The sequence below is a fragment of the Streptomyces sp. SD15 genome (assembly GCF_054462255.1).
The window spans coordinates 129,968-156,939 of the sequence record NZ_JBTLMO010000015.1; the positions used below are offsets into that span (position 1 = coordinate 129,968).

27 protein-coding genes and 1 tRNA gene are annotated in these 26,972 nt (G+C 69.2%); 15 read left to right on the forward strand and 13 right to left on the reverse strand.

Annotation, left to right across the window (positions count from 1 at the left end):
• Positions 1-20 precede the first annotated feature (20 nt).
• Entirely contained in the window at positions 21-413 is a 393-nt protein-coding gene (locus tag ACX28W_RS17350) for an outer membrane protein assembly factor BamB family protein (RefSeq protein ID WP_458999860.1), read from the reverse strand.
• A gap of 10 nt (positions 414-423) precedes the next feature.
• Between ACX28W_RS17350 and ACX28W_RS17355 the strand changes: the two genes are divergently transcribed.
• Complete coding sequence (locus tag ACX28W_RS17355) at positions 424-636, forward strand: hypothetical protein (RefSeq protein ID WP_458999861.1); 213 nt, start codon at positions 424-426, stop codon at positions 634-636.
• Here ACX28W_RS17355 and ACX28W_RS17360 read toward each other — a convergent pair.
• Positions 629-2,434, reverse strand: a complete 1,806-nt coding sequence (locus tag ACX28W_RS17360) for a serine/threonine-protein kinase (protein ID WP_458999862.1) — start codon at positions 2,432-2,434, stop codon at positions 629-631. The two genes, ACX28W_RS17355 and ACX28W_RS17360, sit on opposite strands and share 8 nt — an antisense overlap.
• 70 nt (positions 2,435-2,504) lie before the next feature.
• On the reverse strand, positions 2,505-3,353 hold the full coding sequence (locus ACX28W_RS17365; RefSeq protein ID WP_458999863.1) for a menaquinone biosynthetic enzyme MqnA/MqnD family protein: 849 nt from the start codon (positions 3,351-3,353) through the stop codon (positions 2,505-2,507).
• 354 nt (positions 3,354-3,707) lie between these two features.
• On the opposite strand from ACX28W_RS17365, the gene ACX28W_RS17370 reads away from it, so the two are divergent.
• Entirely contained in the window at positions 3,708-3,911 is a 204-nt protein-coding gene (locus ACX28W_RS17370; protein WP_028805073.1) for a cold-shock protein, read from the forward strand.
• A gap of 722 nt (positions 3,912-4,633) precedes the next feature.
• Positions 4,634-4,930, forward strand: coding sequence for a hypothetical protein (locus ACX28W_RS17375; protein WP_458999864.1), 297 nt, complete (start codon positions 4,634-4,636; stop codon positions 4,928-4,930).
• Between the two features lie 181 nt (positions 4,931-5,111).
• Here the strand turns inward: ACX28W_RS17375 and ACX28W_RS17380 are convergent.
• The 7 genes from ACX28W_RS17380 to galU form a co-directional block, all read right to left on the reverse strand.
• Positions 5,112-5,185: transfer RNA gene (locus tag ACX28W_RS17380), tRNA-Ala, on the reverse strand.
• 96 nt (positions 5,186-5,281) lie between these two features.
• Complete coding sequence (sepX, locus tag ACX28W_RS17385) at positions 5,282-6,631, reverse strand: divisome protein SepX/GlpR (protein WP_458999865.1); 1,350 nt, start codon at positions 6,629-6,631, stop codon at positions 5,282-5,284.
• A 206-nt stretch (positions 6,632-6,837) separates the two neighbouring features.
• A complete protein-coding gene (locus ACX28W_RS17390; protein WP_458999866.1) occupies positions 6,838-7,497 on the reverse strand; it encodes a GNAT family N-acetyltransferase in 660 nt (219 codons plus the stop codon).
• A gap of 26 nt (positions 7,498-7,523) precedes the next feature.
• Positions 7,524-8,036 (reverse strand): MogA/MoaB family molybdenum cofactor biosynthesis protein, encoded by a 513-nt coding sequence (locus ACX28W_RS17395; RefSeq protein WP_458999867.1) that lies wholly within the window; start codon positions 8,034-8,036, stop codon positions 7,524-7,526.
• Complete coding sequence (gene moaC / locus ACX28W_RS17400) at positions 8,033-8,545, reverse strand: cyclic pyranopterin monophosphate synthase MoaC (protein ID WP_458999868.1); 513 nt, start codon at positions 8,543-8,545, stop codon at positions 8,033-8,035. Before moaC ends, ACX28W_RS17395 begins: the two co-directional genes overlap by 4 nt.
• Before the next feature lie 61 nt (positions 8,546-8,606).
• Positions 8,607-9,929, reverse strand: a complete 1,323-nt coding sequence (gene glp / locus ACX28W_RS17405; RefSeq protein WP_458999869.1) for a molybdotransferase-like divisome protein Glp — start codon at positions 9,927-9,929, stop codon at positions 8,607-8,609.
• Positions 9,930-9,933: 4 nt separating this feature from the next.
• Positions 9,934-10,836: a UTP--glucose-1-phosphate uridylyltransferase GalU gene (gene galU / locus ACX28W_RS17410; protein ID WP_458999870.1), complete on the reverse strand. Its 903-nt coding sequence runs from the start codon at positions 10,834-10,836 to the stop codon at positions 9,934-9,936.
• A gap of 133 nt (positions 10,837-10,969) precedes the next feature.
• Here galU and ACX28W_RS17415 point away from each other — a divergent pair, with 133 nt between their 5' ends.
• The gene (locus ACX28W_RS17415) at positions 10,970-11,545 is read left to right on the forward strand and encodes a 5-formyltetrahydrofolate cyclo-ligase (protein ID WP_458999871.1); all 576 of its coding nucleotides are present in this window, start codon (positions 10,970-10,972) and stop codon (positions 11,543-11,545) included.
• Positions 11,546-11,615: 70 nt separating this feature from the next.
• Here ACX28W_RS17415 and ACX28W_RS17420 read toward each other — a convergent pair whose 3' ends face one another.
• Positions 11,616-14,378: a penicillin acylase family protein gene (locus ACX28W_RS17420; RefSeq protein ID WP_458999872.1), complete on the reverse strand. Its 2,763-nt coding sequence runs from the start codon at positions 14,376-14,378 to the stop codon at positions 11,616-11,618.
• A gap of 308 nt (positions 14,379-14,686) precedes the next feature.
• On the opposite strand from ACX28W_RS17420, the gene ACX28W_RS17425 reads away from it, so the two are divergent.
• The 6 genes from ACX28W_RS17425 (at position 14,687) to ACX28W_RS17450 (ending at position 20,551) form a co-directional block, all read left to right on the forward strand.
• Positions 14,687-16,255 (forward strand): potassium/proton antiporter, encoded by a 1,569-nt coding sequence (locus ACX28W_RS17425; RefSeq protein ID WP_458999873.1) that lies wholly within the window; start codon positions 14,687-14,689, stop codon positions 16,253-16,255.
• 376 nt (positions 16,256-16,631) lie between these two features.
• Complete coding sequence (locus ACX28W_RS17430; protein WP_458999874.1) at positions 16,632-17,894, forward strand: MFS transporter; 1,263 nt, start codon at positions 16,632-16,634, stop codon at positions 17,892-17,894.
• A gap of 68 nt (positions 17,895-17,962) precedes the next feature.
• The gene (locus ACX28W_RS17435) at positions 17,963-18,286 is read left to right on the forward strand and encodes an FmdB family zinc ribbon protein (protein ID WP_458999875.1); all 324 of its coding nucleotides are present in this window, start codon (positions 17,963-17,965) and stop codon (positions 18,284-18,286) included.
• Positions 18,287-18,361: 75 nt separating this feature from the next.
• Positions 18,362-19,195: an S-methyl-5'-thioadenosine phosphorylase gene (locus ACX28W_RS17440; RefSeq protein ID WP_458999876.1), complete on the forward strand. Its 834-nt coding sequence runs from the start codon at positions 18,362-18,364 to the stop codon at positions 19,193-19,195.
• Positions 19,196-19,369: 174 nt separating this feature from the next.
• Entirely contained in the window at positions 19,370-19,966 is a 597-nt protein-coding gene (locus tag ACX28W_RS17445) for a hypothetical protein (RefSeq protein WP_458999877.1), read from the forward strand.
• 114 nt (positions 19,967-20,080) lie between these two features.
• Complete coding sequence (locus tag ACX28W_RS17450; RefSeq protein WP_458999878.1) at positions 20,081-20,551, forward strand: MscL family protein; 471 nt, start codon at positions 20,081-20,083, stop codon at positions 20,549-20,551.
• A 67-nt stretch (positions 20,552-20,618) separates the two neighbouring features.
• Here the strand turns inward: ACX28W_RS17450 and ACX28W_RS17455 are convergent, their stop codons facing one another.
• Positions 20,619-20,831, reverse strand: a complete 213-nt coding sequence (locus ACX28W_RS17455; RefSeq protein ID WP_458999879.1) for a hypothetical protein — start codon at positions 20,829-20,831, stop codon at positions 20,619-20,621.
• A gap of 103 nt (positions 20,832-20,934) precedes the next feature.
• Between ACX28W_RS17455 and ACX28W_RS17460 the strand changes: the two genes are divergently transcribed.
• Complete coding sequence (locus ACX28W_RS17460; RefSeq protein WP_458999880.1) at positions 20,935-22,194, forward strand: low temperature requirement protein A; 1,260 nt, start codon at positions 20,935-20,937, stop codon at positions 22,192-22,194.
• A 56-nt stretch (positions 22,195-22,250) separates the two neighbouring features.
• Here the strand turns inward: ACX28W_RS17460 and ACX28W_RS17465 are convergent, their stop codons facing one another.
• Positions 22,251-22,898, reverse strand: coding sequence for a class I SAM-dependent methyltransferase (locus ACX28W_RS17465; RefSeq protein ID WP_458999881.1), 648 nt, complete (start codon positions 22,896-22,898; stop codon positions 22,251-22,253).
• Between the two features lie 310 nt (positions 22,899-23,208).
• Between ACX28W_RS17465 and ACX28W_RS17470 the strand changes: the two genes are divergently transcribed.
• The 4 genes from ACX28W_RS17470 (at position 23,209) to ACX28W_RS17485 (ending at position 26,925) form a co-directional block, all read left to right on the forward strand.
• On the forward strand, positions 23,209-23,451 hold the full coding sequence (locus tag ACX28W_RS17470; RefSeq protein WP_458999882.1) for an alpha/beta hydrolase: 243 nt from the start codon (positions 23,209-23,211) through the stop codon (positions 23,449-23,451).
• Between the two features lie 139 nt (positions 23,452-23,590).
• The gene (locus ACX28W_RS17475) at positions 23,591-24,619 is read left to right on the forward strand and encodes a P1 family peptidase (protein ID WP_458999883.1); all 1,029 of its coding nucleotides are present in this window, start codon (positions 23,591-23,593) and stop codon (positions 24,617-24,619) included.
• 169 nt (positions 24,620-24,788) lie between these two features.
• The gene (locus ACX28W_RS17480) at positions 24,789-26,018 is read left to right on the forward strand and encodes a L,D-transpeptidase (protein ID WP_458999884.1); all 1,230 of its coding nucleotides are present in this window, start codon (positions 24,789-24,791) and stop codon (positions 26,016-26,018) included.
• A gap of 157 nt (positions 26,019-26,175) precedes the next feature.
• Positions 26,176-26,925 (forward strand): DUF6227 family protein, encoded by a 750-nt coding sequence (locus tag ACX28W_RS17485; protein WP_458999885.1) that lies wholly within the window; start codon positions 26,176-26,178, stop codon positions 26,923-26,925.
• Positions 26,926-26,972 lie beyond the last annotated feature (47 nt).

Consider the following 26,972-nt stretch of genomic DNA (forward strand, 5'->3'; position numbering starts at 1 on the left):
GCCCACCCTACGCAGCCGCCTCACACCGCGGGCAGTGCGTGGATCTCGTAACCATGGGTCGTCAGAAGGCGGTTGCCGGAGATGGCCACCTGCCAGGGCTCGCCGGGATCCTTCTGGTCGTTGTAGACCCAGCGCAGCTTTCCGGTCCTCGCCGTCAGGGCGCAGACGCCGCCGCCGTCCATGTCCGTGGCCGCGTACAGGTTCTGCCCGGCCCGCAGGAACGTCGTCGCGGCCTCGTCGATCTCGTCGTCGCCGCTGAGCCAGATCTTCCTGCCGGTGCTGACGTGGAGGGCCCAGACGCCGTGGTCGTAGTCGCTGACGTACACGACGCCGTCGATGACCGTGGGGTTGTGGAAGCCGCGGCGGCCGTTGGGCGACAGCGTCCAACGGGGCTTGCCGGTCTCCACGTCCACCGCCGTCAGCTTGTCGCCGGGGAGGATCCTCGCGACCTGGCGGCCCAAGCGCCACCGCGACTACGAGTGCTACAGCAGGGGCGGCCCCTGCTGGGTCCACGAGGAGTATCCGTACGTCTGGGCCCTGGGGCTGGGCTCGACGCTGCTTCTCGGCGCGGCTCTGATCGCCGTACTCGTCAGGCGCTCCGCCGTCCGGAAACCGGCCGAGCCCCCGACTACTTGATCTTCGCCATCCGAGCCACCGGATCCCCCGCCTCCGAATTGTCCGTCTCGTACGTGAGTTCGGCCCCGACGGGAATCAGCCGCACCTCGTGTCTGCCGGTGGTGCACGTGCCGGGGTTGGACTCGTCGGCGATGCTCGTCGCGGTGAGCTGTTTCTCGGTGACCTTCTTCAGGACGAGTACGTCGTCGCAGACGCCGCCGATCAGGTCGGTCGACCGGAACGTACCCACCTCCTTGCCCACGGCGGCCCGGTGCAGGGTGACCCGGAAGGTGCCCGCGGGCAGCTTGCCGTCCAGGGCGAAGGCGTCGCCCTCCCATGTGCCGAGGTACTTCGCCGGCACGGAACCGGGCTCCGCGTCCACCGGCTCGGACGCGCTCGGTGTCGCCGCCGGAGGGGGACTCGCCGCGGAGTCGGAGCCACTGGAAGCCGCGTCGTTGTCGTCGCCCCCGGGCATCAGGTCGAACACGAACGCCGAGCCCACCGTGACCGCCGCCAGCGCTCCGGCGACGGCCAGCGCGACCGTACAACTCAGCTTGCGACCACGGCCGTTCCTCCCGGGGGCCGAGGTCGCGGCCACACTGACGGAGAGCTTGCCGGGGCGGTCGACGGGCGGGGGCACCATGTCCTGAGGCTCGGCCCGCGCCTCACCCTGCCCCGGCATGTAGGTCGGCTGCTGCCCCGGCACGTATACCGACTGCTGCCCCGGCACGTATGTCGACTGCTGCCCCGGCACGTATGTCGACTGCTGCCCCGGCCCATACGTCGGCATCGCGGGCGGCGGCCCGAACACCCCGCCGGACACCGGCACGCCCGCGCCGGAACCGGACGCCGGCACCTCCGCGCCGGAATTCGGGCCCACCGAAGGGCTGCTGAATCCCACCGGACCCGAGGGCGCCGCCTCCGTCGCCTCAAGGTTCAGCAGCTGTACGGCACTTCGGCTCACCTGCTCCACCAGGGCTCCCGGCAGCCATCCCGCCGTCACCAGCCGGGCCGCGCCCTCGGGAGCCAGCCGCGCGGCCGCCTCACCCGGAGTCGGCCGCCCGACCGGTTCCTTCGCCAGGCACGCCGACACGAGATCCCGCAACCCGCCCTCCAGGGAGCCGAGTCGGGGCTCCTCGTGCACCACCTTGTAGAGGAGGGCAGCCGAGGAGTCACCGGAGAACGGGGACTCACCCGTCGCCGCGTACACCAGCACCGCGCCCAGCGAGAAGACGTCCGCCGCCCCCGTGACCCCCTGGCCGAGGATCTGCTCGGGCGACATGTAGCCCGGGGATCCGACGGAGACGCCCGTCGAGGTGAGCGAAGCCGTGCCGTCCGTCGCCCGCGCGATGCCGAAGTCGATCAACAAGGGGCCGTCGAGGGTCAGCAGGACGTTGGACGGCTTGACGTCCCGGTGGACCAGACCCAGCGCGTGGACCGCCGAGAGCGCCTCGGCGAGGCCCGCGCCCAGGACTCGTACGGAAGGGAGCGGCAGCGGGCCGCCGTCCGCGACGGCGGCCGCGAGCGAGGGGCCGGCCGCGTACCCCGTCGCGACCCACGGCACCGATGCCTCCGGGTCCGCGTCCAGGACCGGCGCCGTCCACGCGCCGCCCACCCGCCGAGCGGCCTCGACCTCACGGCGGAAGCGGGCGCGGAACTCCTCGTCGAGCGCGAAGTGCGGGTGCACGATCTTGACCGCGACCGTACGGCCGCCCGCGCTACGGCCCAGATACACCCGCCCCATGCCGCCGGAGCCCAGCCGGCCGAGCAGCCGGTAGGGCCCCACGACAGTGGGCTCGTCGACTCCGAGCGGCTGCATGACGCTCACACCTCCCCCGTACGCACTCCACGCACTGCCCAGCAGAGTAGTGCCGTACGCGCCCCGAGCCTCAGGACTCCAGCAGCCGCACCTTCACATCCGCCGGAAACCCGGTGGTCGAGCCGACCCGCCGCGCGAACTCCCCCACCGCCGCCAGCTGCGGGCCGCCGAAGCGGAAGTCGAGCGTGGTGAAGTACTGCTCCAGAATCCGCTCGTCGAAGGCCTCCCAGCGGGCGGCCTGCTCGGCGACCTTGCCGACCTCGTCCAGCGAGAGATCCCGGGACGCCAGGAAGGCCTCGTGCACCTTGCGGGTGACGACCGGCTCCCGCTCCAGATAGTCACGTCGGGCGGCCCACACGGCGAAGACGAACGGCAGCCCCGTCCACTCCTTCCACAGGGAGCCGAGGTCGTGCACCTGCAGACCGAACTTCGGCCCGTCGAACAGATTGGCCCGAAGCGCCGCGTCACCGATGAGTACCGCGGCCTCGGCCTCCTGCATCATCAGGCTGAGGTCGGGCGGGCAGGTGTAGTACGACGGCTGGACGCCCACGCTCTCGGCCAGCAGCAGCTGCGCGAGCCGAACGGACGTACGAGAGGTAGAGCCGAGGGCGACCCTGGCGCCGTCCAGCTGGTCCAGCGGGACCTGCGAGACGATCACACAGGACATCACCGGACCGTCGCAGCCGACGGCGATGTCAGGGAAGGCGACCAGCTCGTCCGCGTGCTTGAGGAACTCGACGAGGGTGATGGGCCCGATGTCGAGGTCGCCCTGCACGAGCTTCTCGCTGAGCTTCTCCGGGGTGTCCTTGGTGAGCTCGAAGTCGAGAAGCGTGCCCGTTCTTGCGAGCCCCCAGTAGAGGGGCAGGCAGTTCAGGAACTGGATGTGGCCGACGCGCGGCCGGTTGCGTGAATTGTCCACATCGCGAGGCTAGCCCCCATGGGGTACCGTGCAGAGCTCAGGGTCCGGAGTGGTTCTGGAAAGCACTCCGACCGCTTGTGTCAACCCTCACGACACGACTTTGTCACCTCTTGTGACCTCACCTCGTCAACCCACACCCCGGCAGGGTCAAACATCCGAGTGACGTGATCTTGCCCTCTATTGCTTTCGGCTGCCCGGGTGCTAAGCTCGCCGCAAGTTGCAGTTTGGTTTCCCTTGCAGTACAGAGCCTGCGGAGCATGTGACCGCGGGCTCTCGTCGTTTTCAGACGTATGCAGTTGTTTAGACAATCGCAGGTTCTGGAGCAGGGCAACCCTTTGGGCCCAAGGAGGGCTTATGGCTACCGGAACCGTGAAGTGGTTCAACGCCGAAAAGGGCTTTGGTTTCATCGCCCAGGAAGGCGGCGGCCCGGACGTCTTCGTCCACTACTCCGCGATCAACGCGAGCGGTTTCCGCTCTCTCGAAGAGAACCAGTCGGTTTCCTTCGACGTCACGCAGGGTCCGAAGGGCCCGCAGGCGGAGAACGTCACCCCGATCTAAGCCTGCGGCTCCATGAGCCTCATGTCTTGATCCGGAACGGATAGCAGTACCCAAGGAGCCCCGCGCCAGCCGGTCGCGGGGCTCCTGCCTTTTGTCCCGACGGCACCGTTTCATTCCCTTTCACCCGGCGGCGCTGTTTCGTCCCCGCGGCTCTGACACGGGTTGAACAGCCACCTCTCCGGCACCGTATGTGCCTGTGTGAATCAGCCGGGAAAGCACACCCCGGCTGTAGCGGACATCCGTACGCATTACATCCGTACGCATTACATCCGACGCATTACGAGCGTGCAATGCCGATCGTGCACACACCATGAGGTGATCCCAGATGGTCAGTCGATCCAGCGCACCCAACCCCCACCGAAAGCGCCGCGGCAGGCTCGTGCGCAGTGCTCCTGATGGCCTGTGCATCCTTGGTGCGACTGGGTATCACGGGGTGGTGCTCAATGTGGTGTGATGAGGTTTTTGTGGCACTTTCCGGTGACTGTGCGTCTGTGAGGTGCAGGAGCATGGTGGTGCGCCCGGGTGCGTGTCACTGCGAGGCCGGTGGGAGCAGCAATCACGATTCCGGTCTCCTTGAGAATCCGCCCCGTGCCCAGGAAAGCGACGCGGGGTCCCCGCCCCGCCCGGGTCCACACCGGAGCGGAAAGCGTCCGGCGGGGCGGATACCGCAGCCTCCGAATCGCCGCAGCCAGCAGCGTTACAGGCGGCAGGTACCGCACACGATGAGCACCCGCACCGCACCCGGCGGCGACGGCCCACGGTCCACGGTCCACGGTCCACCGGCAGGCATCCACACCCCGCCCAGCACGACGGACCGCTTCCCCGCATCCAGGAAAACCCAGGATCGCCCAGGGAACCTCAGCTCATCAGCGACGCTCTGGTTGATCGGAGCCGTCACTCGAGAGATCGTCCCTTGCCAGAAGTTCGAGGGCGTCACCGAAGGCGAACCGACCGAACTCGGCTCCGACGCCGACGGCACGAACTGCGTCTTCGCCGAGTCCGACATCACCTTCCAGTAGGCCAGGAGGTGAGGTGAAGCCCCGGTGTTTCCCGACCGGGGCTCAAGTGGGGCTCAGCCGATGACGCGTCAGCGGTTCGCTGGTCCGCTGGTTCACCCAACACAAAGATCCCGCCCGATCAATCAGATCGGACGGGATCTTGTCAACCATTCTCGAGCTGACTCAAGAACAGTCGTTGCGGTGGACCTGAGGGGATTTGAACCCCTGGCCCCCTCGATGCGAACGAGGTGCGCTACCGGACTGCGCCACAGGCCCTTGCAACGAGTGAAACTCTAGCATCCCCGTCCCGCTGCTCGGAAATCCGTTCCTGGCAGGTCAGCCGGGGGTCCCGAGCGGGTGGTCAGCGGGTGGTCATTCGTTGGCCGCACGCGGCCGCCCTCCGTCGTCGTACTGGTCGAACAGCGGGGTGCGACCACGCTCGCGGGCGCGCCGGGCGGACGCGGCGCGCCGGGCGTCGCTGCGACCGTCGTCCGCGATCTCGCCCTCCTCGTCGGCATCGGGCCCCTCCTCGGCGGCAAGGTCCGCCTCCGGCTCGCTCGGCTCGACGGCACTGGAGCGCGCGGAACTCCACGCGTCCGGCGCCCCCAGGTCGACGCTGGAGGTGGCCCGGGGCGCGACCGGCGCGGTCACGTACGTCGGCAGCGGAACCGGCACCGGGTCCCAGCTGTCACCCCGGCCGGGGCCCCGCTGCCGCTCGCGCTGCTGGTCGACCCACTCGGCGTGATCGGTCTGCTCGACGAGGGCGCGGCGGTCGGCCGCGAGCGCGGACAGCCCGCCGTCGGTCTCCGGCTCGGGGCCGTCGTCCGGCTCGTCGGCGCCCGGGTCGAGGGTCGATCGCCGGCGCGGCTGCCGCTCCCGCAGTCGCTGCGCCGCGGCCTCGGCCCGCCGCCGGTCCATGGTGTACGTGAAGCGGCGTCGCTCCTGGGCACGCAGATAGACGATGTACGAGCTCAGCATCACGGCGGGCACACCGGGCGCCCACAGGAAGGCGAGCCCCCCGACGGCCGCCACGATCGCACCGAACGTGAAGGCCAGGAAGAGCATCACGGTCGTACGCCGTCGACGCGCGAGCACCTTCGAGCGCTGGGCGCGCGCCGCGGCCTCCGCCGCGGAAGCTCCCCGCGGAGCCGGAACCTGCGAGCCCGCGGACTTACCCGACGAGTTGGGCCCAGGTTTGGGTACGGACCTGGGCGCCGACTTGGCCGACTCCTGCGGCACCGGCTCGGCGCCTCTCGAAGAGCCGACGGGGGAACCGGCCGAAGACCCCATGGGGGAACCGGCAGGAGAACCGATCGGCGAACCCGCCGAAGAACCCGTCGGGGAACTCGCCGAGAAGCCCTGCTGCGCGCCCTGCCGGACGGCGGCCTGCGGCGCCTGCTGTGGCTCCGGCTGGGCGGGCGGCGGGAGTTGGGCCTTGGTCTGCTGCCGGACCGGAGGCATGGCGAAGGCCCGGACGTCCACCGAATCGGTGACGCCGTCCCGATCGGCGCTGTGCTCCCCCTCTTCGGTGGAGCGCGCCCGCAGGTCCTTGGCGTACCGGCGCTCCATTCCCGCCCGTCCGGACAGCAGCCGGATGGCGGTGCTGAAGCGTTCCGTCGGACGGGCTTCGTTCAGCTCGTCCTGCCTACGGAGCCACATAGGCACCAAGTAGGCGGCCCAGGCCCCGACGATGACTGCGTAGATGAGGCCGCTGCTGCTCACGCCTCACACGGTAGAGGGGTTTGCGTGAGGCCATCTGCCAATTGGGCCGGTGTGTCGCACGATCTGGCTGATATTTCGAGCTTTTTTTGTGACCGACGCGATCAGCAGGCCACCGGGACCGCGAATTTAATGCCTCGAGATGCCACCGAGATGCACCCAAGACGCTCCGAGGTGATCGCCATCTCGATCATTTTCGAACATCTATTTCATTTATTGGCGTTGCCGGGCTTGCTCGGGTTCTGCGACCCAGCCCGCTCCGACCCTGCCTGATCGGAGCGCGTCCGCTCCGATCGTGCCCGCCGCCACCGTCCGAGCAACCCGTCCGGCACCTCTTCGGCGGTGAGCGCGAAGACGAGATGGTCCCGCCAGGCGCCGTCAATGTGAAGATAACGTGGACGCAGCCCTTCCTCGCGGAATCCGAGTTTCTCCACGACCCGGCGGCTGGGCCTGTTCTCCGGGCGAATACAGACCTCGATGCGGTGCAGTCCGACCGCGCGGAAGCAGTGGTCGGTCGCCAGCGCCACGGCCGTCGGCATCACCCCGCGGCCCGCCACCGACTGGTCCACCCAGTAGCCGATGTGCCCCGAACACATGGATCCCCAGGTGATCCCGGCGACCGTCAGCTGTCCGACCAGCCGCCCCTGGTACTCGATCACGAAGGGCAGCATCCGGCCCGCGTTGGCCTCGGCGCGCAGGTGCCGGACCATCTGGCGGTAGGTCGGCCGGTGCGCGATCGGGCCGCTGGGGGTGGGCGGCGGGATCGTCGCCTCCCAGGGCCGCAGCCAGTCCCGGTTGCGCCGGTTCACCTCACGCCAGGCCCGCTGATCGCGCACCTTTATGGGCCGGAGGACGACGTCGCCGTCCACCAGTTCGACGGGCCAGGCTGGGCTGTTCAGCTCGCACCCCCACTGCCGCTGGGTCTGGGGTGATCGCCGCCGCGGATCTGGTCGACGGCGTGGATCAGGAGGGGCTCCAGGACGGCCAGACCGTCCCTCACCCCGCCGGTCGAACCCGGCAGGTTGACGATCAACGTCCGTCCCGCGACTCCGGCGAGCCCCCGGGACAGCGCCGCCGTCGGCACCTTCTCTCTTCCGAACGCCCTGATGGCCTCGGGAATGCCCGGCACCTCGTGATCGAGCACGCGCCGCGTCGCTTCCGGGGTCCGGTCGGTGGGCGAGATCCCCGTACCACCCGTCGTCACGATGACGTCGTACCCGGCCTCGACGCCCGTGCGCAGCGCCGCCTCCACCGGGTCACCGTCGGGGACGACCCGCGGGCCGTCGACCGTGAAGCCGCACGCCGTGAGCCCCTGGGCGATCAAGGGCCCCCCCTTGTCCTCGTAGACGCCCGCGGCGGCCCTGTTGGAGGCGGTGATCACCAGTGCGCGATAAGACGACGGCGTCATGCCCGGCTCCAGTCGCCCGACTTTCCGCCCGTCTTCTCCTCGACGCGTACGTCCGTGATGACCGCTCCCTTGTCGACCGCCTTGACCATGTCGATCACGGTGAGGGCCGCCACGCTGACCGCGGTGAGGGCCTCCATCTCGACGCCCGTGCGGTCGGTGGTCTTCACGGTGGCCAGGATCTCGACGGCGTCGTCCGCGACCGACAGATCAATCTTGACACCCGACACCGACAACGGGTGGCAGAGCGGGATCAGGTCCGGCGTGCGCTTGGCGCCCATGATGCCCGCGATGCGCGCGGTGGCCAGGGCGTCGCCCTTGGGGACCCCCTCGCCGCGCAGCAGCTCGACCACACGGGGAGAGACCAGGACACGGCCGCTGGCGCGGGCGGTGCGCGCGGTCACGTCCTTGCCCGATACATCGACCATGCGGGCGGCGCCCGCCTCGTCGACATGGGTCAGTCGGTCCTGCGCGGAGGGTCCGGGGGTCTCCCCCCGGGATGGAACGGTCATGTGCTGCTGCGCTCCCGGTCGGGCCTGTTGTGCGCGACACGCTACCGCCAACCGGGGGTGCTCAGCCGAGCAGGACCACCTCGACCTCGGTGCCGGACTCCACCGAGGTGGTGTCCTCGGGGACGACGATCAACGCGTCGGCCTGGGCGAGGGCGGCGACCAGGTGGGATCCGGCGCCGCCGACCGGCGTCACCTTTCCGTCGGCGTACCTCCCCCGAAGGAACTGTCTGCGGCCCGCCGGCGAGGTCAGTGCCTTGTCCGTCTCCAGGATCGCGCCGGTCGTGGGCCGGTGGACGTCGTCCAGACCCATCAGGGTGCGGATCGCGGGGCGGACGAACAACTCGAAGGAGACGTACGACGACACGGGGTTGCCCGGGAGCGCGAGCAGCGGGGTGTGCTCGGGGCCGATGGAGCCGAAGCCCTGCGGCTTGCCGGGCTGCATGGCGAGCTTGCGGAACTCGATGCCGCTGCCCGGCTCGTCCTCGTCGCCCACGGAGGACAGGGCTTCCTTGACGACGTCGTACGCGCCGACGCTCACGCCGCCCGTCGTGACCAGCAGGTCCGCGCGGATGAGCTGGTCCTCGATGGTGGAACGGAGGGTCTCGGCGTCGTCGGAGACCGCGCCCACGCGGTAGGCGATGGCTCCGGCGTCGCGGGCGGCTGCGCAGAGGGCGAAGCTGTTGGAATCGTAGATCTGGCCGGTACCGAGCGGCTCGTCGGGCTGGACCAGTTCGCTGCCGGTGGACAGGACGACCACGCGCGGGCGCGGGCGCACGCGCACGGTGCCGCGGCCGATCGCGGCGAGCAGGCCGATCTGCGGCGGACCGAGGACGGTGCCCGCTTCGAGGGCGCGGTCGCCGGCCTTCACATCGCTGCCCATCGCACGCACGTGCGCGCGCGCCTCGGCCGGGCGGTGCACGTGCACCTGACCGGCGGCACCCTCGGGGGCGGCGCTGTGGGCGCGCATCCCCGAGACCGGACCCTCGCCCAGGCCGCCGTCGGTCCACTCCACCGGGACGACGGCCTCGGCGCCGGGCGGCAGCGGAGCGCCGGTCATGATGCGGGCGGCCTGGCCGGGGCCCACGGAGGGCTGCTCGGCCTGGCCGGCCGCGACATCGCCGACGACCGTGAGGACGGCCGGGTACTTCTGGCTCGCGCCCGCGACATCGGCGACCCGGACCGCGTACCCGTCCATCGAGCTGTTGTCGAACGGCGGCAGTGAGACCGGCACCGTGACGTCCTCGACCAGGACGCAGCCCTGGGCGTCGAGGAGTTGCAGCTCGATGGGTTCGAGCGGGCGGACGGTCGCGAGGATGTCCTCCAGGTGCTCGGTCACCGACCAGAGGTGGTCCTGGCCGGTGACGCGGGTCGCGGCGCTGCTCAAATCGCTACATCTCCTCGGCTACGTAACTGCGAAGCCAGGTCCGGAAGTCCGGGCCCAGGTCTTCACGTTCGCATGCGAGTCTGACAATGGCACGCAGGTAGTCGCCGCGGTCGCCGGTGTCATAGCGGCGACCCTTGAAGACGACGCCGTGGATGGGGCCGCCGACCTTCTCGTCCGCGGCGAGCTGCTGGAGAGCGTCGGTGAGCTGGATCTCGCCACCGCGGCCCGGCTCCGTCTTGCGCAGGATGTCGAAGATGCGCGGGTCGAGGACGTAGCGTCCGATGATCGCGTAGTTGCTGGGCGCGTCCGCCGGGTCCGGCTTCTCGACCAGGCCCGTCACCTTGACCAGGTCGCCCTCGTCGGTGGCCTCGACGGCGGCGGAGCCGTAGAGGTGGATCTGCTCGGGCTCGACCTCCATCAGCGCGATGACGCTGCCGCCGTGCTGCTCCTGGACCTGGACCATGCGGGCCAGCAGGGGGTCGCGCGGGTCGATCAGGTCGTCGCCGAGGAGCACCGCGAAGGGCTCGTGGCCGACGTGCGGGGCGGCGCACAGCACGGCGTGGCCGAGACCCCTGGGGTCGCCCTGGCGCACGTAGTGCATGGTGGCGAGGTCGCTGGACTCCTGGACCTTGGCGAGGCGGTCGGCGTCGCCCTTCTTCTGGAGGGCCGATTCGAGCTCGTAGTTACGGTCGAAGTGGTCCTCGAGGGGGCGCTTGTTGCGGCCTGTGATCATCAGGACGTCGTCGAGGCCCGCCGACACAGCCTCTTCGACGACGTACTGGATCGCCGGCTTGTCCACGACCGGCAGCATCTCCTTGGGAGTGGCTTTGGTGGCCGGCAGAAACCGGGTGCCGAGGCCCGCTGCGGGAATGACAGCCTTGCTGATCCTGGGATGCGACTCAGTCATGGCGGTAACCATATCCGGTCGCTATGAGCGGAATCTGTCACTCCCGTTAAATAACTCTCATATGACCGCATAAGCAACGACACGGGAGCGTCTTGTGGGCCACGTCGGACGTGAAACAGAGCCTGACAAGCGAATGTTGCGGCGAGGATTCCTCTCGGTGAGAAGCAGGTTGACGCCCGGTGACCTGCGGGAAACCGCCGCGGCTCTCGCCGTGCGCGCCCTGGAACTGCCCGAGCTGGCGCACGCGCGCACGGTGGCAGCGTACGTCTCCGTCGGGAGCGAGCCGGGAACCCTCGCGCTCCTGAACGCACTCCACGCGCGGGGCGTACGCGTACTGCTGCCCGTCCTCATGGCGGACAACGATCTGAACTGGGGCGTGTACGCCGGAGAAGGTTCCCTCACGGGCGTCCAACACGCCGGAAGGATGGCCCTCTTGGAGCCCGCGGGCGAGCGGCTCGGCCCCGAGGCGGTCCAGGAGGCCGACGTCGTCCTGCTGCCCGGTCTGGCGGTGGACCGGCGCGGGATGCGCCTCGGCCGCGGCGGCGGCTCGTACGACCGTGTGCTGACCCGTCTGGAGCGCGCGGGGGCCGATCCCGCGCTGGTGGTGCTCCTGTACGACGCGGAGGTCGTCGAGCGCGTTCCCGACGAGCCGCACGACCGCCCGGTGCGCGCGGTGGTGACGCCCTCGGGAGTGCGGCGGTTCCGCTGACGGGCCCGGGTGCGCGAAAGGGCCCTCCACGCGCGCGTGGAGGGCCCTTTCACATGCCGCCGTCAGTGGCTCACGGCTCCAGCACCAACGTGTCGCTCGTGCTGTCGTCGACCGCCTTCTTCGAGAAGGACCACGACAGCAGTTCACCCTTGGCCCATTTGTCCGTCTGGTCGGTGTAGTGGGCGCTGTAGGCGTGCCCGGAGGCTCCGGAGAGGTTGATCCACTTGGACTTGTCGAGGTCGTCGAGGTTGACCACCATCCGCATGGAGGGCACCCAGACCACCTCGTAGCCGCCCGCGGCGTTCCAGCCGGTCGCGTTGACCGTCGCCTCGCCGCCACTGAGCTTCCAGGGGCCGCGGTTGAGCATGTACTGCAGGACGTCGGGACCGCTGGTGCCCAGGGTCTGGTTCTTCAGGAACAGGCGGTGCAGCCGGCCCCAGCTCCAGGTGTCCATGTCCTTGCCGAGCTTGGCGGTCAGCTCCCAGCGGGCGTCCTTCATGGCCCGTGCGAACAGCTCGTCACGGGTGTCGGTCGCCTTGTCGAGGCGCGTCTTGGGCGCCTTCCACCAGTCGTTGTCCTCGTCGTCGATGATCTTGCGGATCACCTCGAACCAGCGGTCGCCGCCGTCCGGTTGCGCCTGGTCCGCGTCGCGCTGACCGCATTCGCGCACCGACTGGTCCTCGTCCACCGGACCCGTGGTGTCGACCGGGTCGACGTACAGACACTGGCCCTTGACCCGCAGCTCCTTGGGCAGCTTGTTGCCGAAGGCGAGCTTGAGGATGTTGCGCCAGGTCGCGTTGAAGTACGCGGCCGCCGCGGAGTCGGCGTCCTGGGTGTAGTCCCAGCCCTCGAGCAGCTTCTGCGTCTGGCGGACGTTCTTGTCGGCGACGTCGATCTTGAGCAGCTTGGGCACGATCAGCTTGGCGATCTCGCTGCTGTTGTCGAGCTGCATCTGACGCATGTCGTCGGTCGAGATCTTGCCGTCGCCCTTGATCTTCGACTCGATCAGGTCGGTGATCCGCTGACTGCGGGTTCCGTAGCCCCAGTCCGTGGTGAGCGTGTAGGGGTACTCGTCCTCGTCGACCACGGCCTGGTTGGCGGTGACGATGTAGCCGCGCTCAGGGTTGTACTCGTAGGGCAGCTCGGCCTGCTTGATGTAACCGGTCCACTCGTACTTGGAGTCCCAGCCGGGCGCCGGGAGCTTGCCGTCGTAGCCGTTCGCGCGGGTCGGGATCCTGCCGGGCAGCTGGTAGCCGATGTTGTTCTTGGTGTCGGCGTAGATCAGGTTCTGCGAGGGCACGTCGAAGGAGGCGGACGCCTCGCGGAACTCGGTCCAGTTCGACGCCTTGTCCATCTCGAAGACGGCGTCCATGGAATTGCCCGGTTCCAGGGCGGTCCAGCGCAGCGAGATGCCGTAGCCGTCGCCGCGGTCGGGCGCCGCGGTGTCGACGGTGGCCTTCTTGCCGACCTTGACCAGTTCGTCGTCGCGGTCGGACAGCAGGGGTCCGCTGTTGGTCTCGCGGACGACGATCGTCTTGCTCCCGCCGCCCGCGATCTTGATCGTTTCCTTGCGGGTGGTGAAGGGCAGCACCTTGCCGTCGTACTGGTAGCCGTCGCCGGTGATCTTCTCCAGGTAGAGGTCGGTGACGTCGACCCCCGAGTTGGTCATGCCCCAGGAGATGTCCGCGTTGTGGCCGATTATCACGCCGGGCATGCCCGCGAAGGTGTAGCCCGAGACGTCGTACTGGCACTTGGCGGAGACGGTGGTGCAGTGCAGGCCCATCTGGTACCAGACCGAGGGCAGCGAGGCCGACAGGTGCGGGTCGTTGGCCAGCAGCGGCTTGCCGGTGATGGTGTGGGCGCCGCCGACGACCCACGAATTGGAGCCGATGCCGTTGCCGTTCACACCGACGGCCGTGGGCACGTCGTCGAGGACGTCGTAGAGCCCCGAGAGCTGGCTCTGCAGGTCGGAGGGCGCCGTGGTGTCGCCCGCGAGCCCGGTGCCCGCCGTGGACGCGGACTCCGTCGTGCCGGTCGTGCCGCTTCCCTGGACGTACGACTGCGTGACGTTGTCGTACTCGCCCTCCTGGACGATCGTCGCGTTCCGGCTGTACGGGTACTTCGGGTACAGGTCTTCGATCTGCTTCGGGCCGAGGCGGCTGGTCATCAGGGACCGGTCGATCTCGTCCTGCATATTGCCGCGCAGGTCCCAGGCCATCGCCTTGAGCCAGGCCACGGAGTCGACCGGGGTCCACTCCGTGGGCGCGTAGTCGTTGCTGAAACCAAGGGCCGCGTACTCCAGGGAGATGTCCTCGCCGTCCTTGCCCTTCAGGTAGGCGTTGACTCCCTTGGCGTACGCCTGGAGGTACTTCTTCGTGGAGGCCGACAGCTTCGTGTCGTACTCCTTCTTGGCGACCCGGTCCCAGCCCAGCGTGCGCAGGAATTCGTCGTTCTTGACCTGGCTCTTGCCGAACATCTCGGACAGCCGGCCCGAGGTCATGTGGCGGCGCACATCCATCTCGTAGAACCGGTCCTGCGCCTGGACGAAGCCCTGCGCCATGAACAGGTCCTCGTCGGACGAGGCGTAGACCTGTGGGATCCCGTAGCTGTCCCGCTTGACCTCCACGGACCCCGAGAGCCCGTCGAGCGTGAGGGAACCCTCGGTCTGCGGGAAGGAGGCTCGGACGGTGCTGACGCCCCAGTAGCCGCCGCAGGCGACGCCTCCGATCACAGCAAGAACCAGGACGATAAGGACCAGTCGGGCTTTGCGCCCCTTCTTCCTGCCGGACTTGCCGGGCTTCTGGCCGGAAGATGCGGTGGTGTTCGGGGGCATCGCTGTCCTTGCTGTCCTAACGCGAGCGGCAGGCGGTCCTGGAGTGCTGGAGCAACCATAGGCGCAGGGCCCGCCGCACCTTGACGCGGAGTCGGGTACCCGGATGGACCAGTGCTCGATCTTGGCCTGAGAAGCGTCAAGAAAGCGTCAAGAGTTAGGTAAGGTAACGAAGTACTTGGACTTATGCACGCACCTCCGGTGTTCGGATCGACGTGATCGACTCGATTGACTCGATCCATGTGATGCATGTGATCCACGTGATCCACGTGATCCACGTGCGCCATGTGCGTGATCCATGTGCGTGATCCATGTGTTCGGATCCGGCGTCCGGATTGGCAAGAAGGGACCAGCCGCTGACTGTCCACGACCTCAACCAGCTCCTCCTCATCTGCTCGCTCGTTCTGCTCGTCGCGGTGGCAGCGGTTCGTATCTCCTCGCGCAGCGGGTTCCCCAGCCTGCTCGTCTACCTGGGCATCGGCATCGCCATGGGCCAGGACGGGATCGGCAACATCCACTTCGACAACGCCGAGATGACCCAGGTCATCGGGTACGCGGCCCTGGTCGTGATCCTGGCCGAGGGCGGTCTCGGCACGAAGTGGAAGGAGATCAAGCCGGCACTTCCGGCCGCCACCTCACTGGCGCTGGTCGGCATCGCGGTCAGTGTCGGGGTGACGGCCACGGGCGCCCACTATCTGGTCGGCCTGGAGTGGCGGCAGGCGTTCATCATCGGTGCGGTGGTGTCCTCGACGGACGCGGCGGCGGTCTTCTCGGTGCTGCGGAAAGTGCCCCTCCCCGCGCGCGTGACGGGCGTCCTGGAGGCTGAATCGGGCTTCAACGACGCTCCGGTGGTCATCCTGGTCGTCGCCTTCAGCACGGCGGGCCCGGTCGAGCACTGGTACGCACTGCTGGGCGAGATAGCCCTGGAGCTGGCCATCGGCGCCGCCATCGGGCTCGCGGTCGGCTGGCTCGGCGGGCTCGGGCTGCGGCATGTGGCGCTGCCGGCCTCCGGCCTCTACCCGATCGCCGTGATGGCGATCGCGGTCACGGCGTACGCGGCCGGAGCGCTCGCCCACGGCAGCGGATTCCTCGCCGTGTATCTCGCGTCGATGGTGCTCGGCAACGCGAAGCTGCCGCACTGGCCCGCCACCCGCGGCTTCGCCGACGGACTCGGCTGGATCGCCCAGATCGGCATGTTCGTCCTGCTCGGCCTGCTGGTCACGCCACACGAGATTGGCGACGACATCTGGCCCGCGATCGTCATAGGCCTGGTGCTGACCATGGTCGCGCGGCCCCTGAGCGTCGTGGTCGGCCTGCTGCCGTTCCGTGTGCCGTGGCCGGAGCAGGTGCTGATGTCCTGGGCGGGGCTGCGCGGCGCCGTGCCCATCATCCTGGCGACCATCCCGATGGTGAGCGGCATCGCGGAGAGCCGCCGGATCTTCAACATCGTCTTCGTCCTGGTCGTCGTCTACACCCTCGTCCAGGGACCCACGCTGCCCTGGCTGGCCCGGAAACTGCGGCTTGGCGAGGGTGCGGGCGCCGCCGACCTGGGCATCGAGTCGGCACCCCTGGAGCGGCTGCGCGGCCATCTGCTGTCCGTCGCGATCCCGAAGGGATCGCGCATGCACGGCGTCGAGGTGGCCGAGCTGCGGCTGCCCGCGGGCGCCGCCGTCACGCTCGTCGTGCGCGACGGGAAGTCTTTCGTGCCCCTGCCCACGACCGTCCTGCGGCGCTACGACGAGTTGCTCGTGGTGGCCACCGATCCGGTCCGGGACGCCGCGGAACAGCGGCTCCGCGCGGTCGGCCAGGGCGGCAAGCTGGCGGGCTGGCTGGGGACCGCGGGCAACGGCACCGGAACGGAAACCGGAACCGGCCGTTAAGGGCGGATCTACATTCGCAGGCGAACGGTGCCATGGTGCCTGCTTTCACAGGCACCCACCCCTCCATCCCTGTACGATGAAGGCACATCTTGATCGAACCAACTCTGTCTGACGCAGAGCTGGCGCGACCGTATGGCGGCCACGATGCCCTCACAGGGGCAGCGCGGCATCTACCGCAGTTCCGCGCAAGAGGACAGCTCTCGGCGCCCCCCGCAGGGCGTGTGAGCCGAAGGAGTGCGCCGGTGTCGAGAGGGTGAGCGCGCGGAGGCCCTAAGGGCTGAGCACGGTCGCCCTCTCGACACCGGCTGTAGCGCTCCGGAGGCGAACGCGCCCGATGAAAGGGGTCGCGCTACCAGGCGGCAGAAAGGCACGGGCCGTGGCATCCACGGTCACCTCCCGCCCGGGGTACGGACAGCTGCTGCGCACCCGCGGCGCCTGGACGTTCCTGCTTCCCGGCTTCGCCGCACGCCAGCCGTTCGCGATGCTGACCATCTCCCTCGTGCTCCTCGTCCAGCACACCACCGGCTCGTACGGCGCCGCCGGCGCCGTCGCCGCCGTCACCGGTGTCTCCATGGCGCTGTTCGCCCCCTTCACCGGCCGTCTCGCCGACCGCTACGGGCAGCGCGCCGTCCTGCTGCCCGGCGTACTGGCCCACACCCTGTCCGGCGTCTTCCTGACGGCGCTCGCGCTGATGGACGCCCCCCTGTGGGCCCTTTTCGTCGCCGCCGTGCCGACCGGTGCCTCGGTACCGCAGATCGGGCCCATGGTGCGCGCCCGCTGGGGCGTGAAGCTCCAGGACTCGCCCCTGATGACCACCGCGGCGGCCTTCGAGTCCGTGACGGACGAGCTGACCTTCGTGTTCGGCCCGCTGGTGGCGACCGCCCTGTGCACCACCGTGGACCCGGCCGCGGGCCTGCTGACCGAGGCGGCGCTGACCCTGGTCGGCGGTCTCCTCTTCGCCGCGCAGAAGAGCACCCAGCCCGCTGTCGTTTTCGACGGGCACGCGCGCGTGGAGCACGGTTCCGCTCTGCGGGTCCCCGGAGTGCGCGTCCTGATCGTGACCTTCCTGGGCATCGGCTCGGTCTTCGGCGGCATGCAGGTCTCGCTCGCCGCGTTCAGCGAGTCGATCGGCGAGCCCGGCCTGAACGGCGTCCTGTACGGCGTCTTCGCCGCGGGCAACATGCTCTCCGGCATCGTCTGCGGCGCCATCGCCTGGAAGGTGGCCCCGCAGCGGCGCCTCGTCATCGGGTACGCCGCCCTTGCACTCACCGCGTCGGGGCTGTGGGCCGCCCACTCCGTGGTCGTGCTCGCCGGAATCGGACTTCTGGTGGGCATGTGCATCGCTCCGGCCCTGATCACCGGCTACACGCTGGTTGAGGGGCTGGTACCGACGGGCGCCCGTACCGAGGCCTTCACCTGGCTGACCGGCGCCGTCGCGCTCGGCCAGGCAGCGGCCGTCACGGTCGCCGGACAGCTGGAGGACCGCCTCTGGGACGGCGCCGGGTTCCTGGTGCCGATGACCGGTACGGCACTGGCTCTGGTGACCCTGGTGGCCCTGCGGTCACGGCTGGATTCGCGGCCCCCCGGCCGCACCGTCGCACGTGGCGTCGGTCACCGAGTGCCGGTGACAGTGGACTGATCTCTCGGAATAGGTCAGTATGGATCGTCGTTAGCACTCATTGAGTGAGAGTGCCAGGAGGAAGACAAGTGCCGACCTACCAATACCAGTGCACCGAGTGCGGCGAGGGCCTCGAGGCGGTGCAGAAGTTCACCGACGATGCCCTGACCGAGTGCCCCAACTGCGGTGGCCGCCTGAAGAAGGTGTTCTCGGCCGTCGGCATTGTCTTCAAGGGCTCCGGCTTCTACCGCAACGACAGCCGCGGCTCCTCGTCGAGCACCTCGCCGGCGTCGGCCAAGCCGTCGACCTCTTCGTCTTCGTCGTCGACGACCTCGTCGTCCTCCTCGGACTCGAAGTCGTCGAGCTCCAGCTCGTCGGGCACCGGCTCGTCCAGCAGCAGCTCGGCCGCATAAGGCTTCCCGCGAGGACCCTGCCGTCGTACGACGGCAGGGCCTTCGGCGTTTCCGGGGCCAGCTAATGTGCTCGTCATGGCGAACGCAGAGATCGGTGTCATCGGCGGCTCAGGCTTCTACTCCTTCCTCGACGACGTGACCGAGATCCAGGTGGACACCCCCTACGGGCCGCCCAGCGACTCCCTGTTCCTCGGCGAGATCGCCGGGCGGCGGGTCGCCTTCCTCCCCCGCCACGGCCGCGGCCACCATCTGCCACCGCACCGCATCAACTACCGGGCCAACCTGTGGGCGCTGCGCTCCGTCGGCGCGCGCCAGATCCTCGGCCCCTGCGCGGTGGGCGGACTGCGACCCGAGTACGGGCCGGGGACACTCCTCGTACCGGACCAGCTGGTCGACCGTACGAAGGCGCGGCCGCAGACGTACTTCGACGGACTGCCGCTGCCGGACGCCACGGTGCCCAACGTGGTGCACGTGTCGCTGGCCGACCCCTACTGCCCCATCGGCCGCAAGGCCGCCCTCGCGGCGGCGCGCGGACGGGACTGGGAGCCCGTGGACGGCGGCACGCTCGTGGTGATAGAGGGGCCCCGGTTCTCCACCCGCGCCGAATCGTTGTGGCACCAGGCTCAGGGCTGGTCCGTGGTGGGCATGACCGGCCACCCCGAGGCCGCGCTCGCGCGTGAACTCGAGCTCTGCTACACCTCGTTGACCCTGGTCACCGACCTCGACGCGGGCGCGGAGCACGGCACGGGCGTCTCGCACGACGAGGTGCTGAAGGTGTTCGCGGCGAACGTGGACAGGCTGCGGGATGTGCTGTTCGACGTGGTGGCGGGGCTGCCGGCGAACGGAAAGCGGGACTGTCTGTGCACGACGGCGTTGGGTGGGATGGATCCGGGGTTCGAGATGCCGTGACGGCCGCCCACACGAGGCGGAACCTCCACGAGCCTTCGTGAACTTCCATGAACCTCCCGTTCGGGTGAGGCAGTTGTCCACAACTCATGAGTAGTCCACGGGCTTCAGCGGGATCCGCCGCGACGCCTCATCGTGGGATCGCAAGCCGATCCCTCGTCGCAGGTGGTGGTCCCCATGGCACATCTCTCCCCTCTCGTACGCCCGCAGGGCACGGATCCTGTACGCCCACCCGGCGTGGACGCTCCTCCGATCTGCGAGGTGCCTCAGTTCGCGCCGGTGCGTGTGCGCGGCGGGCGGTACGGGCTGCGGCGCCTCACCCGGCACAAACGGCGGGCCGTGGCCGCGGGACTCGCGGTCACGGCGGCTGCCCTCGTTGCGGCGGGCCCTCATGACGCCGAGCGGGCGCGGGGGCATCCGGCGACCGCATCCCCCTCCGCGTCCACCTCCACGTCCCCTCCCTCTTCCTCTTCCGCCTCCTCCCCTTCCTCTCCCTTACGTCGGGGGCGCGGGGTCGAGATGGTGGCGGCTCCGGTGCGGATCGCCGACGCGGCCACGGTGCGGCTGCTCGGGCCGGGCGACCGGGTCGATGTGGTCGCGGCGGACGGTGTAGGCGAGGGGCGAGTGGTCGCGGCCGGGGCGCGAGTGACCGAGGTGCCGGACTTCGACACCACCGAGACCGGGGCGCTGGTCGTGCTCTCGGTGCCGCGGCCCACGGCGGCGCGGCTGGCCGGCGTCGGCACGACCGCACGGCTGGCGGTGACGCTGTGCTGAGTATCGAATCGGTGTCAAGTCCCTCGTCACAACTACCGAATTGGACAGCCGCGGCACGCCCTGCCGTAGGTTGCGGAGCTGTTTGTTCCACAACTTGCGCAGAGGGGCCCCTTGGTGAGCGAGAAGAAGAAACCCGGCGTCTGGGATGGCTTCAAGGTCTTTCTGACGCGGGGCAACGTCGTCGATCTGGCCGTCGCGGTGGTCATCGGCGCGGCCTTCACCAACATCGTCAACTCGGTGGTGAAGGGCATCATCAACCCGCTGGTGGGCGCGATCGGCACGAAGAACCTCGACAGCTACAGCTCATGCATCAAGGCGCCCTGCACCGGCAGCGGGGACACCGCGACGGGCGTCCGGATCCTGTGGGGCTCGGTGCTGGGTGCCACGCTCAGCTTTGTGATCACCGCGGCCGTCGTCTACTTCCTGATGGTTCTACCGATGTCCAAGTACCTGGCACGGCAGGCGGCCCGCCAGAAGGCGAAGGAGGGCACGCACGAGGTCATCGAGGTGACCGAGCTGGAGGTGCTGAAGGAGATCCGCGACGCCCTGGTCGCACAGCGCGGTTCGGGACACAGCCAGGAGTGACGGCCCGGCTCCGGGCGGGGGCTCAGAGTCTCCGGGCCAGGACCCAGCGGCTCCGCCGGGCCGGGGCTCAGAGGTGGTGCGGCGGCTTCTCGTCGAGGAAGCGCTTCAGGTCGGCCGCGCTGTCACCGTCGCCGGCAGCCTGCTCGCCCCACCCCCGGTCCGTGTCGTCGGAGGACTGCTGGCTCAGCGGGTCGTCGAAGTCCAACGCCGACTTCCGGACAGCCGGGGACTCCCCCCGGGGCGACGCGGTGCGTGGTTCGGGGGCGGGGCCGGTAGTCATGCCTCCAGGGTACGCCGAGGGGCTGGCGACCCATCCCGGCCCAGCTGCGGGTCCCAGTCCTCAGCCTGGGCAACCGAGGCCCTTTTCTGCTGTGCTTGGCCCTATGACGTCCGGTTCCGCATCCGCATCCGCATCCGCATCCGATTCAACACCGCAGCCTCCCCCGCACAGGCGGCCCCTGCGCAAAATGACCGCGCGGGGGCGGGCGGAGGCTCACCGGGTCGCGTCGCCGCTGGAGCTCTTCTTCGACCTGTGCTTCGTCGTGGCCATCGCCCAGGCCGGCGCCCAACTGGTGCACACGATGGCCGAGGGACACGCGGGCGAGGGCATCCTCAACTACGCGATGGTCTTCTTCTCCATCTGGTGGGCGTGGATGAACTTCACCTGGTTCTCCTCGGCGTACGACAACGACGACGTGGCCTTCAGGGGCGTGACGCTGGTACAGATCGCCGGTGTCCTGGTCCTTGCCGCAGGGGTGTCCCAGGCGTTCGACAACCACAACTTCCTGATCGTCTGGCTCGGCTACGCGATCATGAGATTCGCGTTGATCTCGCAGTGGCTGCGGGTGGCACGGTCCACCCAGGGCGCCGAGAAAACCATGGCGCTGCGGTACGCGGGTGGGGTGCTGCTGTGCCTGATCGGCTGGCTGGGGCTGCTGATCCTGCCGGAGTCCGGTCGTCCCTGGTTGTTCCTGGTGATGGTGCTGGTCGAGTTGTGCGTCCCGGTGTACGCGGAGAAGGACTCCACCACACCTTGGCATCCACACCACATCTCCGAGCGGTTCGGCCTGTTCACGATCATCGTGTTGGGCGAGACGATCGCCGCGGCCACGGTTGCCGTGAAGTCGGGCGTGGACGAGCACGAAGCACTGGGCGAGCTGCTGCCGATCGCGGCGGGCGGACTGCTGATCGTCTTCTCCGCGTGGTGGATCTACTTCGCGGTGCCCATCCACGGGCATCTGCGGTCCAGCGCGCAGGCGTTCGTGTGGGGCTACGGCCACTACCTGATCTTCGCGTCGGCGGCCGCGATCGGCGCGGGTCTGGAGGTCGCGGTCGAGCAGGCGGTCGGCAAGGCCCACATCTCGACGCTCTCCGCGTCCGCGTCGGTGACACTGCCGACTGCGCTGTTCCTCCTCACCGTCTGGGGGCTGCACGCGCGCTACTTCAAGGTGGGCATCGCCGAGCAAATCGTGCTGCCGACGTCCGCGTTGCTGGTCATCCTGTGCACCTTCCTGGGTGACTGGGCGGTGCCCACCGCGGGCATCGTGGCGGCGCTGACGGTGGCGGTCGGGGGGACCTTGACGGCGTACAGGGGCGCTCGGCAGGCGGTGAGCCCTGATCACGAGTCGGCGCCTGGAGCCTGACGGCTCCCCGTGCGGCAGGTTGGATACGGTCATGTGTTCGATAAGGCAGCCCCTGCCTAGGCTTTGCGGGCGAGCAGTTGAACCTCCTGGAACTGCCTTCGGTCGGTGGGCTGAGGCTCGCGAACCATCCGGGCCACCTCGGCCAACCCGGACTTGCGCAGCATCGCGGCGAGGTGATCAGGCCACCACCGATAGGCCGGCGCGACTGTGTGATCGAAGACCTGCGTCGGGTGAGACGGATCATCGCTTGCCGAAAAGCCGACCAGAAGGTGGCCGCCAGGTGCCAGCACACGATGGAACTCCGCCAGGATGACGGGGAGTTCCTGCGGCGGAGTGTGGATGATGGACCAGCGCGAGAGTACGCCGCCCAGCACGCCGTCAGCGATGTTCAACGCGGCCATCGAGCCCACGTCGAACCGCAGGCCCGGACAGGCCTGTCGAGCCAACTTGATCATCGCAGGAGAGGCATCGACACCAAACGCCGCCAGCCCCAACTCGTCAAGATAAGCAGTGATATGGCCAGGACCACACCCCAGGTCCGCGACCCGACCGTCCCCACTCGCCCTTACAACCTCGGCGAAGGCACCCAAGATCGCGCGGTCCAGGGGCCTGTCACGCAGCGCGTCGCGGAACAGCTGCGCATAGGTGGGGGCCGCAACGTCGTAAGCCTCGCGGGTAGCACTGAGGGCATCGTGTTCGACCATGCCCGCGACAGTAGTTCCTGGCCCCGAGGCGAGCCGAGACAATCATGATCTTCCCTCCCGCCCGTTCGCCCGGGCTATCGCCAGTCCAGAGAAGCCTGCATCCGTTGGCCTGCGCTCCGGCTCGATCCGCAGCAGCGGCCCCGCCTCATCGAGATCATCCGGAACCTCCGTGAGCGCATCACCGAGGCCAGTGCCAACGGCTGGCTCGACGAGGTCGAAGGACTCCAGGTCAGCCTCAACGCCGCGCTGGCCAAGCTCACCCGCCTCAAGCGCGCCTACTGACGGCCGTCCCCAGCTCGTTGACCTTGGCATGCCTACCGAGGCACCCAAAGTCCTCATGCTGCATTCGCTGCACGACCCGGCGAACAACTACACATGGGCGACCAACGTGCACCGGCAGACCCGCAAGACGACTGTCCTGCTGCCTTACCAGGGCGCGGGACACAGCGTCTACGGCCGCAGCGACTGCACACGCGACGCCGTTGACGATTACCTCACGGAGCTGAAGCTCCCGAGCGCTGGGAGCCGTTGTCCCCCCGCCGCGAAGAACTGAGCCACAGACAACTGTCCCACCCACCCAGCAGGCCGCCGGTGAACTGCCGGACGGAGGCAAAGCGAAGGATCCTCAACCTTGATCGCTTTCTTGGTCCGGAAAAGTGACACGGGAAGCGCCGGGCCGAAACACTGGGCCCATGACGGTTGACGCTCTGACGGATGTGGCGGGCCTGCGCGTGGGACACGCGACGTGTACGGGCGGCGGTTGGCTCACCGGCACCACGGTCGTGCTCGCCCCTCCGGGTGGCGCCGTCGCGGCCGTGGATGTGCGGGGCGGCGGGCCCGGCACCAAGGAGACCGACGCGCTCGACCCGCGCAACCTGGTGCAGAAGGTCGAGGCGGTCGTGCTGACCGGTGGCAGCGCCTACGGGCTGGACTCGGCCTCCGGCGTGATGGGCTGGCTGGAGGAGCGAGGACGCGGGGTGCGCGTGGACGCCGATCCGGCGCACGTCGTGCCGGTCGTGCCCGCCGCCTGCGTCTTCGACCTGGGCCGCGGCGGCGACTTCCGGGCGAGGCCGGACGCGTCCACCGGCAGGACCGCGGTCGAGGCGGCCGGCGCGAGCGAGGAGGGTGCCCCGGTGCCGGAGGGGTGCGTGGGCGCGGGGACCGGGGCGGCGGTGGGGCAGATCAAGGGCGGGGTCGGGACGGCGAGCGTCGTGCTCGACTCGGGGATCACGGTGGCCGCGCTGGTGGTGGCCAACGCGGTGGGTTCGGCGATGGACCCGGAGACGGGGGTGTTGTACGGGGAGCTGCTGCGAGGCGGACGTACGACGTATCCCGCGTCCGAGGTCCACGAGGCGGCCCGGCGGCGGCTGGCCGAGGCGGCGGCGAAGAGCGGGCCTCCCCCGCTGAACACCACGCTCGCCGTCGTCGCCACCGACGCCGACCTCACACGCGCGCAGGCGCACAAGCTGGCGGGCACGGCACACGACGGGATCGCGCGCGCGGTGCGGCCGGTGCATCTGCTCAACGACGGGGACACGGTGTTCGCGCTGGCCACGGGTGCCAGGCCGCTCGCCGAGCATCCCCTCGCGCTCAATGAGGTCCTCGCGGCGGGCGCGGACCTGGTGACGCGGGCGATCGTCCGGGCGGTGCGGGCGGCCGCACCGGTGGACGGGCCGGGTGGGGTGTGGCCGTCGTACGGGGAGCTGTACGGGGAGTTGTAGGGGCCCCGAGTACTTCACGTCGCCCGCTGACAACTGAGATCGAGGGATTGTCCCGGTTCTGTCACGTGCTGGTGTTCCGCGCGGGTGGAGGGAACCCGTTCCGCTGCCGCTCGCTCTTTCTCCACGTACTGGAGCGGATCACGCACATCACAAGAAACCGGAGCAGCCCGTGACAACGCCGAACTCGACAGCGTGGCGCGCACTCGGGGCCTGTGCCGCCCTGATGGTCGGCGCCCTCACCCTCACCGCCTGCGGCGGCGACGCCAGCGCCGACAACAAGGATGGCAAGGACGGCGGGAGCGGAAAGAGCTCGGCCAACACGTCCACGGCGAAGATCGCCATCTCCGCCAAGGACGGTTCGACGGGCGCGTCCATCAACGCGACCGGGGTGCGGGTCAGCGACGGCAGGCTGACCGACGTGAAGATGACGGTCTCGGGGACCGGGGCGGCGGTGCCGGGGGCGATATCGGCGAACGGCGGCAGCTGGAAGCCGAAGGAGCAGTTGGAGCGCGGGACGAAGTATCGGATCTCGGCCACCGCCAAGGACACGAACGGGCGCACGGCCGCCGCCAACTCCATTTTCACGACGGTCTCTTCGGACAACAGCTTCATCGGCACGTACACGCCCGACCACGGCACCACGGTCGGCGTCGGGATGCCGGTGTCGTTCACCTTCGACAAGGTGATCAACAATCAGAAGGCTGTGCAGTCGCACATCACGGTCTCCTCCAGCAGTGGGCAGCAGGTGGTCGGGCACTGGTTCGGGGCGCAGCGGCTCGACTTCCGGCCCGAGGCGTACTGGAAGGCCGGCTCCAAGGTCACGATGAAGATCGACCTGGACGGCGTCGAGGGTGCGAACGGCGTCTACGGGGTGCAGGACAAGACGGTCACCTTCACCATCGGCCGCTCCCAGGTCTCCACGGTCGACGTCAACACGCAGACCATGACGGTGGTGCGGGACGGCAAGACCCTCAAGACGGTGCCGATCTCGGCAGGCAGCCCGGAGCACACCACGTACAACGGGCAGATGGTGATCTCCGAGAAGTTCACGCAGACCCGGATGAACGGCTCGACGGTGGGCTACGGCGGCGAGTACGACATCCCGGACGTGCCGCACGCGATGCGACTGACCTCGTCGGGGACGTTCATCCACGGCAACTACTGGTACAACAAGGGCAATCCGCCCTTCGGTCGCCAGGGCACCAGTCACGGGTGCGTGGGGCTGGCGGATGTGCGGGGCGCGCAGGGGGACACGACCGCCAAGTGGTTCTACGACAACTCTCTCGTCGGGGACGTCGTGACGGTCAAGAACTCGCCCGACAAGACGGTCGCGCCGGACAACGGACTGAACGGCTGGAACATGTCATGGAGCGCGTGGACCGCCGGAAGTGCCGCCTGACGAGGGCCTTTTGACGTCGCGGCGGGCCGTGTGGGAACTTGCCGCGCGGCCCGCTCGTTTTACCTCCGTACGTTTTCTCGGTTCGCGGACATGATGTCCGACCGAGGGGCTACGGTATGCACCCACAAGGTGACATGCAGCAACGCCGGGAGAAGCCTTGAGCGTTCCGTACGAGACAGCAGCGTACGAACAACCCGAGTCGCCCGAGTCTCCGGAGGAGCACCTCGCGCGACTCCTCGGCCGTGCCCTGAACTCCTTCGAGTTGCCCGACGAGACGATACGGCGACTCGACTGCGCGCTGGCGCAGGACAGTTCGCTGCACTCCGCGCACCACAGCGCGGGGCTGCACCGCGAGACGTACCGGCACACCTGGCTGCTCGCCGACGGCTCCGCGGTCACACTGTGGGAGCTCGTGCACAACACGGCGCCGGGCCGTGAGCCGCAGCACGAGGTGTACGACGACGAGGAGGAGCTGCGCGCCGCCACCGCCCGGCTGCCGCTGCCGCCGGACGCGCCGGACTTCGAACTGCCCGTGACGGTCCAGTTGGCGCCGGTCCCCGAGCCGCGCCACGCCTACGTGCCCGACGACTCGGCGGACCACGCGCGCCGTCTGCTGCGGCGGGCGGAGAACGCGGACCGGCCGGGGTCCGACCTCTCGACTCTGCTGCTGCGCACCGCTTTCGCGCACCAGATCACACAGGCCTTCGGCCGCCCCTGCCGGGCGGGCCAAGTGGGGCTGTGCTTCTCCCTCTACGAGCACGCGTTCCTGCTCCGCGACGGCCAGGAGATCTCCCTGTGGGAGGTCGAGCACACGGCGACGCCGGACGGACGCCACATGTGCGAGGTCTACCCGACGGAGCACGCGGCACGCGAGGCGATGGAACGGCGGGCGGCGCGGCTCGCCTAGCGGCGGGCGGCGCGGCTCGCCTGGCAGCGGGCGGCACGGGTCGCCCA